At 70.5% G+C, this 15,675-nt stretch carries 14 protein-coding genes and 1 tRNA gene; 3 read left to right on the top strand and 12 right to left on the bottom strand.

The annotated features are described in order from the left end of the window. Nucleotides 1–493, bottom strand: a 493-nt coding sequence (locus NS354_RS09165; RefSeq protein ID WP_193750748.1) for an HtaA domain-containing protein, incomplete at its 3' end; no start/stop codon positions are given. Nucleotides 494–772: 279 nt separating this feature from the next. Between NS354_RS09165 and msrB the strand changes: the two genes are divergently transcribed. After that, nucleotides 773–1,234 (top strand): peptide-methionine (R)-S-oxide reductase MsrB, encoded by a 462-nt coding sequence (gene msrB, locus NS354_RS09160; protein ID WP_058594218.1) that lies wholly within the window; start codon nucleotides 773–775, stop codon nucleotides 1,232–1,234. Then, the gene (locus NS354_RS09155; RefSeq protein WP_058594217.1) at nucleotides 1,231–1,788 is read left to right on the top strand and encodes a nitroreductase family protein; all 558 of its coding nucleotides are present in this window, start codon (nucleotides 1,231–1,233) and stop codon (nucleotides 1,786–1,788) included. The genes msrB and NS354_RS09155 overlap by 4 nt, the downstream gene beginning before the upstream one ends. On the opposite strand, the gene NS354_RS09150 is transcribed toward NS354_RS09155, so the two are convergent. From NS354_RS09150 to secA, 4 genes are all read right to left on the bottom strand, one after another. Then, nucleotides 1,785–2,726, bottom strand: a complete 942-nt coding sequence (locus NS354_RS09150; protein WP_058594216.1) for a DMT family transporter — start codon at nucleotides 2,724–2,726, stop codon at nucleotides 1,785–1,787. The genes NS354_RS09155 and NS354_RS09150 overlap by 4 nt on opposite strands. Before the next feature lie 198 nt (nucleotides 2,727–2,924). Continuing rightward, nucleotides 2,925–3,000: transfer RNA gene (locus NS354_RS09145), tRNA-Thr, on the bottom strand. Between the two features lie 37 nt (nucleotides 3,001–3,037). Next, on the bottom strand, nucleotides 3,038–3,997 hold the full coding sequence (locus tag NS354_RS09140; RefSeq protein ID WP_058594215.1) for a DsbA family protein: 960 nt from the start codon (nucleotides 3,995–3,997) through the stop codon (nucleotides 3,038–3,040). 61 nt (nucleotides 3,998–4,058) lie between these two features. Then, nucleotides 4,059–6,794 (bottom strand): preprotein translocase subunit SecA, encoded by a 2,736-nt coding sequence (gene secA / locus NS354_RS09135; protein WP_058594214.1) that lies wholly within the window; start codon nucleotides 6,792–6,794, stop codon nucleotides 4,059–4,061. 197 nt (nucleotides 6,795–6,991) lie between these two features. Here secA and NS354_RS09130 point away from each other — a divergent pair, with 197 nt between their 5' ends. Next, nucleotides 6,992–7,732: a polyprenol monophosphomannose synthase gene (locus NS354_RS09130; RefSeq protein ID WP_058594213.1), complete on the top strand. Its 741-nt coding sequence runs from the start codon at nucleotides 6,992–6,994 to the stop codon at nucleotides 7,730–7,732. 90 nt (nucleotides 7,733–7,822) lie between these two features. Here the strand turns inward: NS354_RS09130 and hpf are convergent, their stop codons facing one another. From hpf to NS354_RS09095, 7 genes are all read right to left on the bottom strand, one after another. Beyond that, nucleotides 7,823–8,452 (bottom strand): ribosome hibernation-promoting factor, HPF/YfiA family, encoded by a 630-nt coding sequence (gene hpf / locus NS354_RS09125; protein ID WP_058594212.1) that lies wholly within the window; start codon nucleotides 8,450–8,452, stop codon nucleotides 7,823–7,825. A 96-nt stretch (nucleotides 8,453–8,548) separates the two neighbouring features. After that, nucleotides 8,549–9,418: a ComF family protein gene (locus NS354_RS09120; RefSeq protein ID WP_153002166.1), complete on the bottom strand. Its 870-nt coding sequence runs from the start codon at nucleotides 9,416–9,418 to the stop codon at nucleotides 8,549–8,551. 160 nt (nucleotides 9,419–9,578) lie between these two features. Then, the gene (locus NS354_RS09115; protein WP_058594210.1) at nucleotides 9,579–11,261 is read right to left on the bottom strand and encodes a GerMN domain-containing protein; all 1,683 of its coding nucleotides are present in this window, start codon (nucleotides 11,259–11,261) and stop codon (nucleotides 9,579–9,581) included. Next, nucleotides 11,258–12,958 carry an MtrAB system histidine kinase MtrB gene (gene mtrB, locus NS354_RS09110; protein ID WP_058594209.1) on the bottom strand — a complete coding sequence of 567 codons (1,701 nt, stop codon included), beginning with the start codon at nucleotides 12,956–12,958 and terminating at the stop codon, nucleotides 11,258–11,260. The genes NS354_RS09115 and mtrB overlap by 4 nt, the downstream gene beginning before the upstream one ends. Nucleotides 12,959–12,967: 9 nt before the next feature. Further along, entirely contained in the window at nucleotides 12,968–13,651 is a 684-nt protein-coding gene (mtrA, locus tag NS354_RS09105; RefSeq protein ID WP_010156132.1) for an MtrAB system response regulator MtrA, read from the bottom strand. An 81-nt stretch (nucleotides 13,652–13,732) separates the two neighbouring features. After that, complete coding sequence (locus NS354_RS09100; RefSeq protein ID WP_058594208.1) at nucleotides 13,733–14,188, bottom strand: metallopeptidase family protein; 456 nt, start codon at nucleotides 14,186–14,188, stop codon at nucleotides 13,733–13,735. An 18-nt stretch (nucleotides 14,189–14,206) separates the two neighbouring features. Further along, a complete protein-coding gene (locus NS354_RS09095) occupies nucleotides 14,207–15,607 on the bottom strand; it encodes a DUF5719 family protein (RefSeq protein WP_058594207.1) in 1,401 nt (466 codons plus the stop codon). Between the last annotated feature and the right edge of the window lie 68 nt (nucleotides 15,608–15,675).

The raw sequence follows: 15,675 nt of genomic DNA, 5'->3' as shown, positions 1-15,675 counted from the left end.
CGTCGGCGAAGTGCACGTCGTCGAGCGAGTAGGTCTCGCCGACCGTCGTCGTGTCGACGAACTCGCGGCCGTCGACGTCGAGGTACAGCTCGGCGGTCGTCGGAGACGTGACCTTGATCTGCGGCTGCGTGAACGCGAGGTCGAGGATGTAGTTCTCGCCCTCCGCGTGCCCCTGGAAGTGCACGCCGTCATTCTCGCCGAAGGCGACGTCGACACCCGAACCGTCGAGGTTCGCGGTGCCCGTTCCGCCGGCCCACGCGTACGGTCCCGAGCCGGTGGTCGCACCGAGCAGCGTGACCTTGCCCTTCGCGATCGGGCTCGTGATGTAGTTGCGGAACGACGACTTCACGCCCCAGCTGAGCGTGGCGTCCGCCACGACACCGTCGCCCGGAGCGGCGTTGGCCGCCACGGGTGCGAGCGCCAGGCCGCTGGCGACGAGCAGGCCCGTCGTCGCGGTGGCGAGCGCACGCCGCCACTTCTTCTGTGCAGTCATGAAGAGTGCACTCCTTTTCTGTTGTGATTGTGGCCGCCGCGCAAACAGCAACCCGCTCGTCGGATCGAACTGAGGCTCCCCTAACCTGCAGTACCGCATATAGTCTGACGATTTTCATCAGACGTTGCAACTCCTTCCGCGAGTCCAGGCATCGCACAGGTGGTTCTCACGAATGATCGACTGCACCCACCCGCTCCGCGCAGGGCGAACGGCGCGCCCTGCGCCCGCACACGTCTCGGGCGTACACTGGCCGAGCCAATCACGACACCGGAGGTCGCCATGAGCAAGCCCATCGATTCGGCCGACTACCCGTTCCAGCTCAGCGAGAGCGAGTGGCGCGAACGCCTCGCCCCTGACGAGTACGCCGTGCTGCGCAACCAGGGCACCGAGCGCGCGGGCACCGGAGAACTGCTCGACGAGGAGCGCGATGGCCTCTACCGCTGCCGCGCCTGCGGCAACGAGCTCTTCGTCGCCGGCACGAAGTTCGACTCGGGCTGCGGCTGGCCGAGCTTCTACGAGAGCGTGCGGCCCGGCGCGGTCGAGCTGCTCGAGGATCGGAGCCTCGGCATGGTGCGCACCGAAGTGCGCTGCGCTCGCTGCGGCTCGCACCTCGGCCACGTCTTCCCCGACGGGTTCGGTACCCCGACGGGCGACCGCTACTGCATGAACTCGCTCTCGCTGAGTTTCGAGCCCGGAGCGCAGCCCGGCGACGAGCCCGACGGGCAGCCCGAAGGCGCATGAGCGAGTTCGGGGGTCCGGCGTATCGCGCACTCCGGCGCCGCCGCTCGCACTCGAAGGTCACGGAGGAGGCGCCGAGCCGCGAAGAGCTGGAGGCGTACGTCGCGGCGATGGCGAGCGTCTCCGACCACTCCCGCATGCGCCCGTGGCGCATCATCGAGCTGCGGGGCAAGGATCGCAAGAAGCTCGCGAAGGGGATCGCGAAGGCCTCGGGTGAGGATCGCGGCAAGCACGTCGCGAAGATGACTCGCGCCCCGCTGGTGCTCGTCATCGTGGTCAGTCCGGGCGATACCCGGAAGGTGCCGCTCTGGGAGCAGGAGGCCGTCGCGAGCGGCGTGGCCCATCTCCTGGGGCTCCTGCTGCACGAATCGGGGTGGGGCTCGATCTGGAAGAGCGGCACGCACACGCGGAGCAAGGCGGTGCGCAAAGCCCTGGGCGTGCGGAAGCCGGAGTATCTGCTCGGCTGGTTGCACGTGGGCGGGATCCCGGAGCGCGATCGAGCGGAGAAGCCGCGGAAGCCGCTGGATCTCGCACGGCATCTCAGCGGACCGGGTTAGCGCTCCGTCGGCCTGCGGCGCGAGGGGAGCGCGGCGATCACCACTGCCAGCAGGGCGACCGCCGATCCGGCGATCATGCCCTGCGTCAGCCCGCCGGCGAGGGGGGCGCCCGCCTCGAACGCGACCGAGGCGATCAGCTGCCCGGCGACGTTCGACATGCTGAGCAGCAGCACGCCCGCCGTGCGCACGAGCATCGCGGCGATGGCGATGAACAGCGTGCCGATCACTCCGCCGATGTAGAGGTACGGCGCCGTCGGCCACGCCGTCGGCCAGCCGTCGACGGTGACGGAGATCGCGGCCATGACGACGAGGATCGCCGTGCCGACGACGAAGTTCACGAAGGTGGAGGTGACCGCGCTCTGCGCTGCGGCACGCACCAGGCCGTTCACCATGGACTGCGCGGAGACGCCGACCCCGATGATGACGGGGAACACCATGAGCCAGGCGCCGTGCACGCCGCCGAAGCCGACGGAGAGCGCCACGGCGACGATCGCGAGCACGGTTCCGAACACGCGCATCGGCGTCGGGTCGATGCGTCCGCCCGGGCCGAGGCCCGCGCGATCGAGCAGCAGTCCGCCGAGCACCTGCCCGGCGACGATGCCGACGGTGAACAGCGCGAGCCCCATGATCGGCGTGACCAGCCCCTGCGCGAGCACGAAGAAGGCCCCTCCGGCGCCGCCGAACAGCGTCCACACGGGCAGCGACCGGGATCGCACCTCGCTGCGCAGGCGGACGAGCCCCGTACGTCCCCGCCGCGTGACGAGCACCGCGATGCACATGACGATGAGCCCCGACCCGAATGAGACGGCGGCGGTGACGTAGCCGTTGCCGAGTTCCTGGCTCAGCCCTCCGTTGATGCGGGACTGCACGGCGACCAGCACGCCGGCGAGCCCCGAACCGATGAGGGCGGCCCAGACGGGAATCGAGGAGTTCGGCACCCCTCACACCTTACTCCGACTGCGGTCGGGCCTCTGACGCAGCCGCCCGAGCGCCGACACCTGCATCGATTCCCTGCCGGAACGCCCAGCCCCTGTCGGGATCGCGTCCTCCCGACAGGGATTCGGCGAACGGGCGGGGGTTCGGCGAGGATCGCGCCGGCGTCGCGCGCCGGCGTCGCGCGCGGCGAGTGGAGCGAGTGGAGCCGCCTGTCGGACTCGAACCGACCACCTGCGCTTTACAAGGGCGCTGCTCTACCAGATGAGCTAAGGCGGCGTGGGGGCGGACGATGGCTCGGCCGCCCCGGTCAATCTTACTCGGAGTCGGCGGGCGCCTCGGCCGATGCGTTCTGCTGCTCGAGTTCGCTCTTGACCTTCAGCAGGTACGACTCGAGGTCTCCGTCGCGGCTCTGGCTCCACTGCTGGCCGTTCACGATGACGGTCGGCGTGCTCACGAGGCGCTGCGGCTCGTCGGCGTCCTGCGGCGTCACGCCGTCGGCGCCGAGCAACTGCGCACCCTTCGCGAGACCCTGGATGCCCACTTCGCTGACCTGCTTGTAATTCGCGGAGATGAAGCTCGCGAAGGTGCGATCCTTCACGCACTGGCGCAGTTCCGTGTCAGCTTCTGCGCCCGCGGCCTCGGCCTGCTCGATGAGCTGATCATCGGTGAGGCCGGTGGTGCTCTCGGCGGGCTGCACCTCGGCGCTGAGCAGCGCGTTGTTCAGCTTGAACGCGTAGTCGGGCTGCTGGTCGACGACGCAGGCGAAGAGGTTCGCGGCGCGCGTCGAGTACTTCGAGCCGAGCGAGGCGTTGTCGAGGAAGTTGAGAGGGTAGATCGTCATCTCGACGTCGCCCGCGCCCACGTAGTTCTCGAGCATGGTGCCGTACTGCTGCTCGAACTGGCCGCAGTAGGGGCACATGTAGTCGGCGTACACGGTGACCTCGACGGGGAGCTCGTCGAAATTCTGCTCGGGCGCGACGCGCTCCTCGCCTGCGGGCAGCGCCGGGCCGGTGACCACCTTGAGGTCCTTGCCGAAGACCGCGCCGCCCGACGCCATGTTCTCCGGGCCGGGGCCGGCGGGCTTGATCGACTGCGTCAGCACGAGGGCGACGATCGCGAGCACGGCGATCACGCCGACGGCGATGCCGCCCTGCAGGAAGAGGCGGTTGCGCTTCTCCCGCTTCTTCTCCTGCTCCCGCGCTGCGGCGGCGTCGGCGCGCGCCTGGGCGCGCCGCTCGTTCTTCGTCGGACGGGGGTTCGTCTCGTGTGCCATGGGTGTTCTCTCAGTCGGTCCGCCGGAGCGGATCACGGATCAGATCGGGGGCGCGGGCGCCCTACTTCTTCTTGGCGGAGCGGCGATCGGCGCGGTTCGTGGATCCGTTGCCCGACTGCTGCCCGAAGGCGCCGCGCGTCTGCTGCGCGGGCTTGCCGGCCCCCGCCTTCGGCTCGTCGGCACCGGTGACCGCCGGGGCGCCGTCCTCGTTCGGGGCGCTGTAGCTGAGCTTCGACTGGTCGGTCGCCTGCTCGGCTTCGAGGCCGCCGCCTTCGAGGTGCACGTGATCCTGCGGGCCCTCGGCCGGCCGCACCTTGACCTCGAGGTTGTAGAGCAGCCCCATGGACTCCTCCTTGATCTGCCCCATCATGCCCTCGAAGAGGGTGAAGCCCTCGCGCTGGTACTCGACGAGCGGGTCGCGCTGCGCCATCGCGCGCAGGCCGATGCCCTCCTTGAGGTACTCCATTTCGTAGAGGTGGTCGCGCCAGCGGCGGTCGATGGTGGCCAGCACGACGCGGCGCTCCAGTTCGCGCATCGCCTCGCTGCCGAGGGTCTCCTCGCGCTTGGCGTAGGCCACCTCGGCGTCGGAGAGGATCTCGCGGCGCAGAAACGCGCGATCCACGCGACGCGCCCCGCCGGCCTCGGCGACGAGCTCGTCGATGGTGAGGCCCACCGGGTAGACCTGGCGCAGGTCGTTGAACAGGGCGTCGAAGTCCCATTCGCCGTCGCGGCCGTGGGAGTCGAGGATCGCGTCGATCGTCTGCTCGCGGAACGCGTCGATGCGCGGCTCGATCTCTTCGCCGTCGAGGATCTGCTGGCGGTCGCTGTAGATCGCCTTGCGCTGGCGGTCGAGCACGTCGTCGTACTTGAGCACGTTCTTGCGGATCTCGGCGTTGCGCTGCTCGACCTGGCTCTGCGCGCTCTGGATGGCGCGCGACACGACCTTGGACTCGATGGCGAGGTCGTCGGGGAAGCTGTCGCGGTTCATGAGCGCCGCTGCGGCGCCCGAGTTGAACAGGCGCATGAGGTCGTCGCCGAGCGACAGGTAGAAGCGGCTCTCGCCGGGGTCGCCCTGTCGGCCGGAGCGGCCGCGCAGCTGGTTGTCGATGCGCCGCGATTCGTGGCGCTCGGTGCCGAGCACGTACAGGCCGCCGACCTCGATGACCTTCTCCGCTTCGGCGCTCACCGTCTCCTTGACGGCCGCGAAGACATCGTCCCATGCGGCTTCGTAGGCGTCGGGGTCGTCGTCGGTCGAGAGGCCGCGGGAGGCCATCTCCTGCACGGCGAGGAACTCGGCGTTGCCGCCGAGCATGATGTCGGTGCCTCGGCCCGCCATGTTCGTGGCGACCGTCACCGAGCCGAGCCGGCCCGCCTGCGCGATGATCGCGGCCTCACGGGCGTGGTTCTTCGCGTTCAGCACCTCGTGGCGCACGCCGGCCTTCGCGAGCAGGCGCGAGAGGTACTCGCTCTTCTCGACGCTCGTGGTGCCGACCAGCACGGGCTGGCCCTTCTCGTAGCGCTCCGCGATGTCGACGACGACCTGCGCGAACTTCGCCTCCTCGTTCTTGTAGACGAGGTCGGGCTGGTCCTTGCGCTGCATCGAGCGGTTCGTCGGGATCGGCACGACGCCGAGCCCGTAGGTCGACATGAACTCGCTCGCCTCGGTCTCGGCCGTACCGGTCATGCCCGAGAGCTTCTCGTAGAGTCGGAAGTAGTTCTGCAGGGTGACGGTGGCGAGCATCTGGTTCTCGGCCTTGACCTGCACGCCCTCCTTGGCCTCGATCGCCTGGTGCATGCCCTCGTTGTAGCGGCGCCCCGCCAGGATGCGGCCGGTGTGCTCGTCGACGATGAGCACTTCGCCGTTGAGCACGACGTAGTCCTTGTCGCGGGTGAACAGCGCCCGCGCCTTGATCGAGTTGTTGAGGAACGAGATGAGCGGAGTGTTCACCGACTCGTAGAGGTTGGTGATGCCGAGGTGATCCTCGACCTTCTCGATGCCGGGCTCGAGCACGCCGACGGTGCGCTTCTTCTCGTCGACCTCGAAGTCGACGCCCGGTTCGAGCTTGCGTGCGATCCGCGCGAACTCGGCGAACCACCGGTTGGCCTCGCCCGAGGCGGGGCCGGAGATGATGAGCGGGGTGCGGGCCTCGTCGATCAGGATCGAGTCGACCTCGTCGATGATCGCGAAGAAGTGGCCGCGCTGCACGCGCTCCGCCGCGGAGGAGGCCATGTTGTCGCGGAGGTAGTCGAAGCCGAACTCGTTGTTCGTGCCGTACGTGATGTCGGCGTTGTACTGCTCGCGACGCGTCGCGGGATCCTGACCGGAGACGATGCAGCCGGTCGTGAGCCCGAGGGCGCGGAAGACGCGGCCCATGAGCTCGCTCTGGTAGGTCGCGAGGTAGTCGTTGACCGTGACGATGTGCACGCCCTTGCCGGCGAGGGCGTTCAGATAGGCCGGCATCGTCGCGACGAGGGTCTTGCCCTCACCGGTCTTCATCTCGGAGATGTTGCCGTTGTGCAGGTTCGCGCCGCCCATGATCTGCACGGGGAACGGGTTGAGCCCGATGGTGCGCTTGGCGGCTTCGCGTACCGCAGCGAACGCTTCGGGGAGGAGGTCGTCGAGCGTCTCCCCCTTCTCGAGCCGCTCGCGGAACTCCGTGGTCTCGTCGCGAAGCTCCTCATCGCTGAGGTCTGCGAAGGTGCTCTCCAGATTCGCCACGAGCTTCGCCTGCCGCTCGAGCTTCTTCAGGATCCGTCCTTCACCGACGCGAAGAAGCTTCTCGAGAACTGTCGCCACGTTGTCTCTCCTGTACGTTCCGCGCGGTGTGGTTGCCCATGGTTCGGGGTCACCGCCGTTGCCACAATGTGACAACTCCTCAGCTTAGCAACGGCATGCTCCTCCCCGGCTGAGGAGATGCCAATATGGAGTCGGGATTCGTTTCCGCCCTCCGGAGCGCGAGTGCCCGCGTCGCGCATCTCGGAAGGAAGGACGCCATGCCGCTTGCAGCGGGTGAGGTACTGGTGGTGCTCCCCACGTACAACGAGCGGGCGTCGCTGGCCTCGGTCGTGGCGGGCATCCGCGCCCACGAGCCGGGCGCCCGCATCCTCATCGTCGACGACGACAGCCCCGACGGCACGGGCGCGGCGGCCGACGAGCTGGCCGCCGCGGACGCGCACGTCGCCGTGCATCATCGCAGCGGCAAGCTCGGGCTCGGGTCGGCGTACGTGCACGGCTTCGGCACCGCAGAGCGCGGCGGATACCGGTTCGTGGTCTCGATGGACTCCGACGGATCGCATCGCCCCGAGGATCTGCCTGCGCTCCTGGCCGCCGCGCGATCCGGCGCGGGCCTCGTGATCGGCACGAGGTGGATCCCGGGCGGGCGCATCGTCAACTGGCCGCTCATCCGCCGCTGGATCTCGCGGGGCGGCACCGGCTTCGCGCGCGCGGTGCTCGGGTCGCAGCTGCACGATCTGACGAGCGGGTTCCGCGTGATCGAGCTCGCCTGGCTGCGCCGCATCGATCTGGACGCGCTCGACTCGCAGGGGTACGGCTTCCAGGTGGAGACCGCCTGGCGTCTGGAGCAGCTCGGCTGCCCGATCGCCGAGGTGCCGATCACCTTCGTGGAACGCGCCGACGGCCGGTCGAAGATGACGCTCGGCATCGTGCTCGAGGCGTTCGGCAATGTCGTGCGCTGGGGCTGGCGGGCCAGGCGGGGGCGGGGCACCGCCCGCTGAACTCGACGGAGCGGGGTCGCCCTGCGGCGACCCCGCTCCGAATGCCCTCCGGCGGTGCGGTGATGCGGTGGTGCGGCGGCTCGGCCGGCGCTAGGCGGTCTCGGAGAGCGAGATCACGCCGTAGTTCCACCCCTTGCGGCGGTAGACCACGCTCGGACTCCCGCCCTCCTCCTCGATGAAGAGGAAGAAGTCGTGGCCGACCAGCTCCATGCGGTCGACGGCGTCTTCGACGGCCATGCGCTCCGCGGGGAACTCCTTCGTGCGGATGACGACCGGCGAGTAGTCCTGCTCCTCCGAGTTCACCACCGGCACCTCACCGGTGGCGACGGCCTCGAGCACTTCGAGGGGAGCGGGGGTGACGTCGATCATCTCGAAGTCGTTCGCGGCGGCGTCCGCCAGCGAGGTGCGTCCGCGGCCTCGGCGATCCTGTCGCTTGTCCTTCATGCGACGGATGCGTTCGAGCACGCGCCCGTAGGCGATGTCGAACGCCGAGTACTTGTCTCCTCCGGCCGATTCTGCGCGGATCACGGGCCCCGGTCCGATGAGGGTGATCTCCACGTGATCACCGTGCTGGGGGCTCCGGTCGCTCTGCCGAGAGACTCTCACTTCGAACGCCTGCGCGCGGGGCAGCAGCCCCTCCACCTTCTCCGTCTTCGCTTCGACGTAGCTCTCGAAGCGATCGGTGATCCCGACGTTCTTGCCGCGGATGTTCACGTCCATGGTGACCTCCCTGAGTACTCGGGCGGGTGTGCCATCTGGCGCACCGTTACGCCTTTCTCGAACTCTACTCCACTCGCGCGACGCGTTTCCACCTCCTCAGATGTTCATCCGCGACTTCGCAGGAAGGCCCGCAGAGTCGAGCCGTTCGGCAGTGCAGAGCGCGACGATCACCACGACGCTCGCGCCCGCGCGCTCCAGCGCGACCCGTGCTGCGCGCACGCTCGCGCCCGTCGTGATGATGTCGTCGACGAGCACGACGAGCCGGCCGCGGACGATGCGGCGGGCCGAGCGGCGGACGGCGATGCGGCGCGCGTTGCGCTCGCGCTGCGCTGCGCTGAGGCCGACCTGGCCGACCCTGCCCCGGGTCGTGCGCAGCGCAGCCACGCGCAGCGCGGGTGCGCGCTGACGGCGGAGCGCCGAGGCGATCAATACGTCGAGGTGCCGGTACCCGCGCTCGCGCACCCCGCGGGGGCGGGACGGCATCGCGACGATGAGCGGCGCCCCCGACGCGCCCGGCGCTCCCGGCGCTCCCGGCGCACCCGCTGCACCCGCTGCACCCGCTGCACCCGCTGCGCACGACGCTCTGCCCGATGCCGCGAGTGCGGCGATGCGGATCGCGCGCACGAGCGGAGCGCGCAGCGCCTCGCCGAGCATGCGGCGGAAGCCCGCGCGCCCGCCGTGCTTGAACGCGACGAGCACGGCACGCAGCGGCCCCTCGTACCTGCCGCGCACGACGCAGGGCAGTCCGTCGAGCTCGCGCACGAGCATCTCGGGGGCCTCCCTCAGACGTGCTCGGCACGACCGGCAGCACTCCCGGTCGGCCGCGCCGCAGCCGACGCACGTCGTCGGCCACACGAGGGCGGCGAGATCGAGTGCCAGCTCGCGGAGCGGCAGCGCGAGCCGGCCTGGGAGCGCGAGCCGGGCCCCAGGCGGCGACGGAGACGGGAGCGGAGTGCGAGCGGTCATGCCTCCAGCATCGCGGGCCCCGCCGCCCGATCCGGCCGATGCGCGGGAGCGGTGGACGACCGCGGTGATGAGCGGCGGCGGTCGCCCTGTGCGCGGTGATCCGGGCGCCGCCGGCGAACCGGGCGCCGCCGGCGATCCGGGCGCCGCCGAAGAGACGCGCTCAGCCGTGCTTGGCGAGCAGTTCGATGCCCGTCAGCGCACGCTGCCACCCGCTCCCCTGCGAGGCGTAGAGATCGCCCTTCGCGCTCAGCACGCGCAGCTGCGACCGAGCGGAGCCGCCGGCGACCTGCGCACCGCCCTGCACGCCGCCCTGCTCGACCGGGATCAGGCCGACGCCCCCGATGGTGACCCGGCTGGTCGCGTCGACCTTCGAGAGCGCGGCGAAGCGCGTCTGCCCCACCCAATCCAGGTCGACGGGGGCCCCGGTCGTCCAGAGCTGCACGTCTGCCTCGTCCGTGGTGCGCACCGGGGCTCCCTCGGCGTCGCGCTCGACGCCGGCGACGAGCACCTGACTCCCCTGCTCGTCGCTCACGAGCGCCGCCACGCGCATCCCGTCGGGCGATAACCGCACCGCGACCGGGGTGCGGCCGGCGAGCCAGGGGGCGGGCACATCCGTCACCGTGCCATCGCGGGTGGTCGCTCGCAGCGTCTGCGCGGAGGACGCCTGCACCGTCCAGACGTAGTCGAAGACGTCGAACATCGGGGCGAGCAGGCCGGGTCGCGGATCGATCGGCACCACACCGAGGGCGTCGACCCGCGTCACGCCCTGGGCGTTCCGGATCGCCGCCGCGGTCGCGTCGGCGTTCAGCGTGATCGCACTCGGCTCGTACTCGCTCAGCGACGTCGCGAACCCGGTCATCGCGACGAACTGCCCCGCGACGATCGTGCCGAACTGGTCGCCGACGAGCAGCGCGGGATCGGTGACGTCGTTGAGCAGGCGCGGCACACCCTGATCGGTCCGCGCCTCGGAGCGGATCTCCGTGCCCTCAGCGGACAGATCGTAGCCGTTGACGCTCTGCACCGTCTGCAGACTCAGCCGCAGCTGCTGCCGCACCTCCGCCATCGCGGTCGGGCTGGCCTCCAGCAGATTCCCGGAGAGATCGATCTGCGCTCGGCCGTTCTCGATCGGCACCGAGCCGGTGACGAGCGTCGTACCCGTCGGGAAGCCGCTGTGCAGCACGCCCGACATGCGCTCCCCCGGACCCCCGAGCAGTGCGCCGACGATCTCCGTCGGCAGCGCCGCTCGAGTCATGAACCAGCGGGTCTCGGGCACCATGATCTCGCCCGGGCCGACGAAGTACAGCTGATGCGGGGCCCAGATGGTGGTGAACGTCGTCGTATCGAGGATGATGCCGTTCGGCGCCGATGCGATGCGCCACTCACCCCCGACGCGCTCCAACTCGAAGCGCAGCTCGGTGTTCGCCCCGGGCTCCACCGGCAGCATGAAGCCCTCGGCGTCGACCTTGGCCTGCGCGGAGATCTCGAGGGTTCCCGACCCGTCGTCGTTCGCGGTGTACGGCCGGCTGCCGTCGTCGACGAGCACGTTCGAGGACGGGTCCCACTGCTTCGCGTAGTCGGGGGCGAGGAACTCGCGGGCGGTGGCGTAGTCGTCTGCGCTCGAGACGGCCGCCAGCACGAACCCGCGCACGACGTCCTCCTGCGAGGAGCCGGCCGCGGGGCCGGCCGCATTGAACTGCACGGGCTGCTCGGCCTGCTGCAGATCCTCCGCCCCGGCCCGCACCGGCCCCGAGCTCGGAATCGCGTTGCACGCCGTGAGCATGAGCGAGGCGGCGGCGACGATGACGACCGCTGCCGCTCGCGCACGGCTTCGGAACCGCTTCATCTTCTGCCTTCCTTCCGAATGCGTCGGCCCGGCCGCCGCAGCCACCCGCCGGTCACCCGCGGATCGCCCTGCTCGGCGGCGATGTCGTCGGGGATGAGCGGCAACGGCGACATGAAGTTCGTGATGCTCTCGCCGCGGGGCAGCGTGAGTCTGAAGTTCGTTCCGACGCCGAGCTGCGACCACGCCTCCAGGATGCCGCCGTGGACCGCCGCATCCTCCTGAGCGATCGCGAGCCCGAGCCCCGTGCCGCCCAGGGTGCGCTTGCGCGACGGGTCGGCGCGCCAAAAGCGGTCGAACACGTGCGCCAGATCCTCTTCGCGCATGCCGATGCCCCAGTCGCGCACCGAGAGCGAGATGGCGCTCGCGTTCGAGTCGATCGAGACCAGGATGCTGCGTCCCTCGCCGTGCTCGATCGCATTGCCGACCAGGTTCGACACGATGCGGCGGATGCGACGGGCGTCCACATCGATGGGGGCGTAGCCGCCGAGCGCCCGCACCTCGATGATGCCGCGCGAGAGCGGCTGCAATCCCTCCACCACCTCGGTCGCGAGCGAGACGAGGTTGGTCGGCTCCGTCTCGAGCGTGACGCGCCCCGCGTCGTACCGCGAGATCTCGAGCAGGTCTTCGAGGAGCGACTCGAAGCGGTCGATCTGCGCGCCGAGCACCTCGACGGCGCGCTGCTGACCCGGTTCGAGGCCCTGCGTGCTGCCCTGGAGCACCTGACTGGCGAGACGGACCGTGGTCAGCGGGGTGCGCAGCTCGTGCGAGACGTCCGAGACGAACCGCTGCTGCATCTCCGACAGCTGGTCGAGCTCGCGGATGCGCATCTGCAGGGTCTCCGCCATGTCGTTGAAGCCCTCCGACAGCACGTCGAAGTGCTCGTCGTTCTGCAGCGGCATGCGCGCATCGCTCTCCCCCGAGGCGAGACGGCGGCTCGCCGCCGCCGCCGAGCGGATGGGCCGGAAGACGATCCGCGACATGATCCACACGAGCACGCCGATGAAGGCCATCATCGCGGCTGCCGTGATCAGCAGCGTGCGCTGCACGAACGACAGCGTGTCCTGCGTATCGGCGAGGTTGTAGCCGATGAAGAGGTCGTAGGTTCCCGCGCCCGCGGGGAAGGTGACGCTCGACCCCACGACGATCCCCGGCGCCGGGGAACCGTCCTCCTCGATGAACGTGACCGGCTGCCAGTGCTGCGCGGCGCTCCCCTCCTCGACGGCGTGGGAGAGCTCGGGGGTGACGGCCTCCGGCAGCAGCGCACTCGTGAACGACGGGGGCGGCGCATCAGCGAACGGCTCCTGCCCGGCCTGCCTCCGCAGGTAGATCATCTGGCTCGACGTGGTGTCGCGCACCGTGCGGCGCACGGACGCGGCGAGCGTCGACAGCGCGCCCCGATCGGATGCTTCCGAGGCGTCGATCTGGCGCTGGGCGGCGAGGGTGGCGCGCGCGGAGTCCTGCAGCGCCTGCTCCTGCCGAGACGAGTAGAGGTCGCTGGCGACGCTGCCGAGGATGAAGAGCCCCGCGGTGAGCACGATGAATCCGGTGACGAGGCCCGTCACAGTCATGGTGCGCACCATGAGGGATCGGCGCCAGCGCGCCCGGAAGCGGCCCAGCACCGGGTCGGAGAACCGCAGCCAGCGCAGGCGCAACCGCCGCAGCGCGGTGATGAGGCGGGAGCGGCGGGCGCGCGTCATGGCGCTCCCCTACTCGACGGCGGTGCCGGCCCGGTACCCGACGCCCCGCACGGTCGTGACGATGGTCGGGTGATCGGGATCCTGCTCGATCTTGGCGCGCAGCCGCTGCACGTGGACGTTCACCAGCCGGGTGTCCGCCTTGTACTGATAGCCCCACACCTTCTCGAGGAGCACCTCGCGCGTGAACACCTGCTGCGGCTTGCGCGCCAGGATCGCGAGCAGATCGAACTCGAGCGGGGTCAGCGGGATGGGCTGCGAGCCGCGGCGCACCTCGTGCGCCGACACGTCGATGGTGAGGTCGCCGATGCGCAGCGATTCGGCGCTCTCCTGCTGGGGCTCGCGCAGGCGCGCGCGGATGCGGGCGATGAGCTCCGCCGGGTTGAACGGCTTGACGACGTAGTCGTCCGCCCCCGCCTCGAGACCCCGCACCACGTCGCGCGTATCGGTGCGGGCGGTCAGCATGATGATGGGGGTGCCCGACTCGGCCCGGATCTTCTCGGCGACCTCGATGCCGTCGAGCCCCGGCAGCATGACGTCGAGCAGCACGAGGTCGGGGCGCATCTCGCGGAAGCGCTCGACCGCGTCGGCCCCGTCGGCCGAGTGCTCCGTGACGAACCCCTCGGCCTGCAGCACCATCCCCAGCATCTCTGCCAGAGCCCTGTCGTCGTCAACCACCAAGATGCGCGCGCTCATGGCTCCATTATGTCGGCAAAGCTGCAGGATCCGCGGAGTGTCGCACCGCCGGAGCCGCCCGCGGGATCGGCGATCGCCGGATCAGTAGTGCTCGAACCGGCCGGGGATCAGATCCCAGGGGTCGGCGCCGAGGTACTCGCACACGGCCCGGTACACGCAGAACTCGAGGAACGCGCGCCGGTGCTCGGCATCGTCGACGTGCAGCGTCTTCGCCCTCTGGATCGGCATGCGGTAGAGCACGATGCTCTTCGACGGCCGGTCGATCGCGTACAGCAGCGGAAGCTGGCTCTCGCCCTCGCCCGAAGGGGCGGTCTGGAAGCCGAAGCGCACCCCCTGCAATTCGTCGGGGAGGTACCCCTGGACCACCTCGACGGCGGCGCGGGCATCGGCCTCGAACCGCCGGAATCGCCCCTCCGGATCGGGCAGCGTGGGACCCGTGAGGGAGGACCGGATCGGCCGCCGACCGTGACGCGAGGCCCGCGCGCGGGCGGGAACCGCGGGCACGCCGCGGGAGGGGGAGCGTCGACGACCGAACATGCCTTCAGTGTACGTCGCCTACCGCGGGTAGACGGTCAGCGTGCCGTCGCGGGGGTCGGGGGCGAGGATCGGGTAGCCCGCGATGGCGGTCTCGGTGACGGCGCGCACCCCCGCGTGCACCGGCTCGGAGCTCGTGATCGTTGCGCCCGCGGGAGCGGAGATGACGGCTGCAGCGCCCGGGGCGACCGCCGCGGAGGTGGTCTTCCCCTTCCCATCGGCGCGCACGATGGTGATCTCCGCCTCCGCGTCCGACGGGTTGACGACGACCAGCCGACCTCCCGAGATCAGCGGCGCGGCGACCTCCGTGTCGGCGGCGATGATCGGCGCCGGCGCGAACCACTCGAAGTCGTGCTCCCGGGTGTCCGGATCCTCGGCCGAGCCGAGCGCGCCCGCGATCACCGGCACGTCGGCCTCGACGACGAGCGCGTTCGTGCCCGCCGGCAGCGTCGCGATGCTCAGCTCGCCGACCGCCTTCGGCGCCAGCTCGATCGTGCCGAGATCGGTGCTCGTGCCGTTCTGGTCGAGTGCGCGCACGGTCGCCGTGCCTCCCGCGTCACCGGGCGCGAGCGCCCGCACGATCGCCGGGAACGCGTCGCCCTCCCCCGAGTCGTTCGGCCCGCGACCGTCTCCGTCGGCGTTCTCGACGGCGGGGATGACGAGCGACGTGGCCGGGTCGGTCTGCGGAGTGACGCCGGAGATGCCGAACGGAGTGATGCCCGAGCTCTGCGCGACGCCGAGATGCGCGGCGACTGGGGCGCCGGTGCTCTCGACGCGCACGGCCAGACGCTCGCGGTCGGGGGCGTAGCCGTTGAGCGACACGGTCTGCTGCGTGCCGGGGGCGACGATCACGCCGGCGGTCTGCACCGCGTCGACTTCGCCGTTCTCGTCGAACACGGTGATCGAGACGGTGGCCGGCACGGTGCCGGGGTTGCCGAGGCTCAGCGTCGTGGCGAGCCCGAGCGACGTGGCACCGCCGACCAGCCACTGCTCGTTGCTCGGCTCGGAGCAGCTGCTCGCGGCTGCGCCTCGCAGATTCTCCGAGTCGATGGACTGCAGCTGGGCGCTGGCGAGGGGATCGGCCATCGGCGCTGAGACGACGACCGGCAGGCCCGATCCTGCGCTGCGCGCCAGAGTCGCGGTCTCCGCAGCCGCTCCCGAGGTCGCCACGGTCGCCTCTCCGACCGGGATCGCGACTCCCGGCTGCTCGGGATCGGCCCCGAGCTCCGAGAACGACCCGGCGCAGACGAGCGACCGGTTGGTGTTCTGGGTCGTGTCCACGGTCAGCGCGAGGGGTTCGCGGGCGACGGCCGGGAGGGGGACGTTGCCGAGGAGCACGACCCCCGCGGCGGCGGCAGCGACCACGAGCAGCCCGGTGACCGCACGGGCTCCGCCGCGCAGCAGTCGTGAACGATCGGTCATCGCCGGTCTCCGTTCGTCTCGTCGGTCGGGTTCGTCTCGTCGGTCGGGTTCGTCTCGGGGGCCGGGTT

It is taken from the genome of Leucobacter chromiiresistens (genome assembly GCF_001477055.1).
Classification (GTDB): Bacteria; Actinomycetota; Actinomycetes; order Actinomycetales; family Microbacteriaceae; genus Leucobacter; species Leucobacter chromiiresistens_A.
Note: the sequence above shows the minus strand (reverse complement) of the source record. Positions and strands in the feature narration are given on the sequence as shown.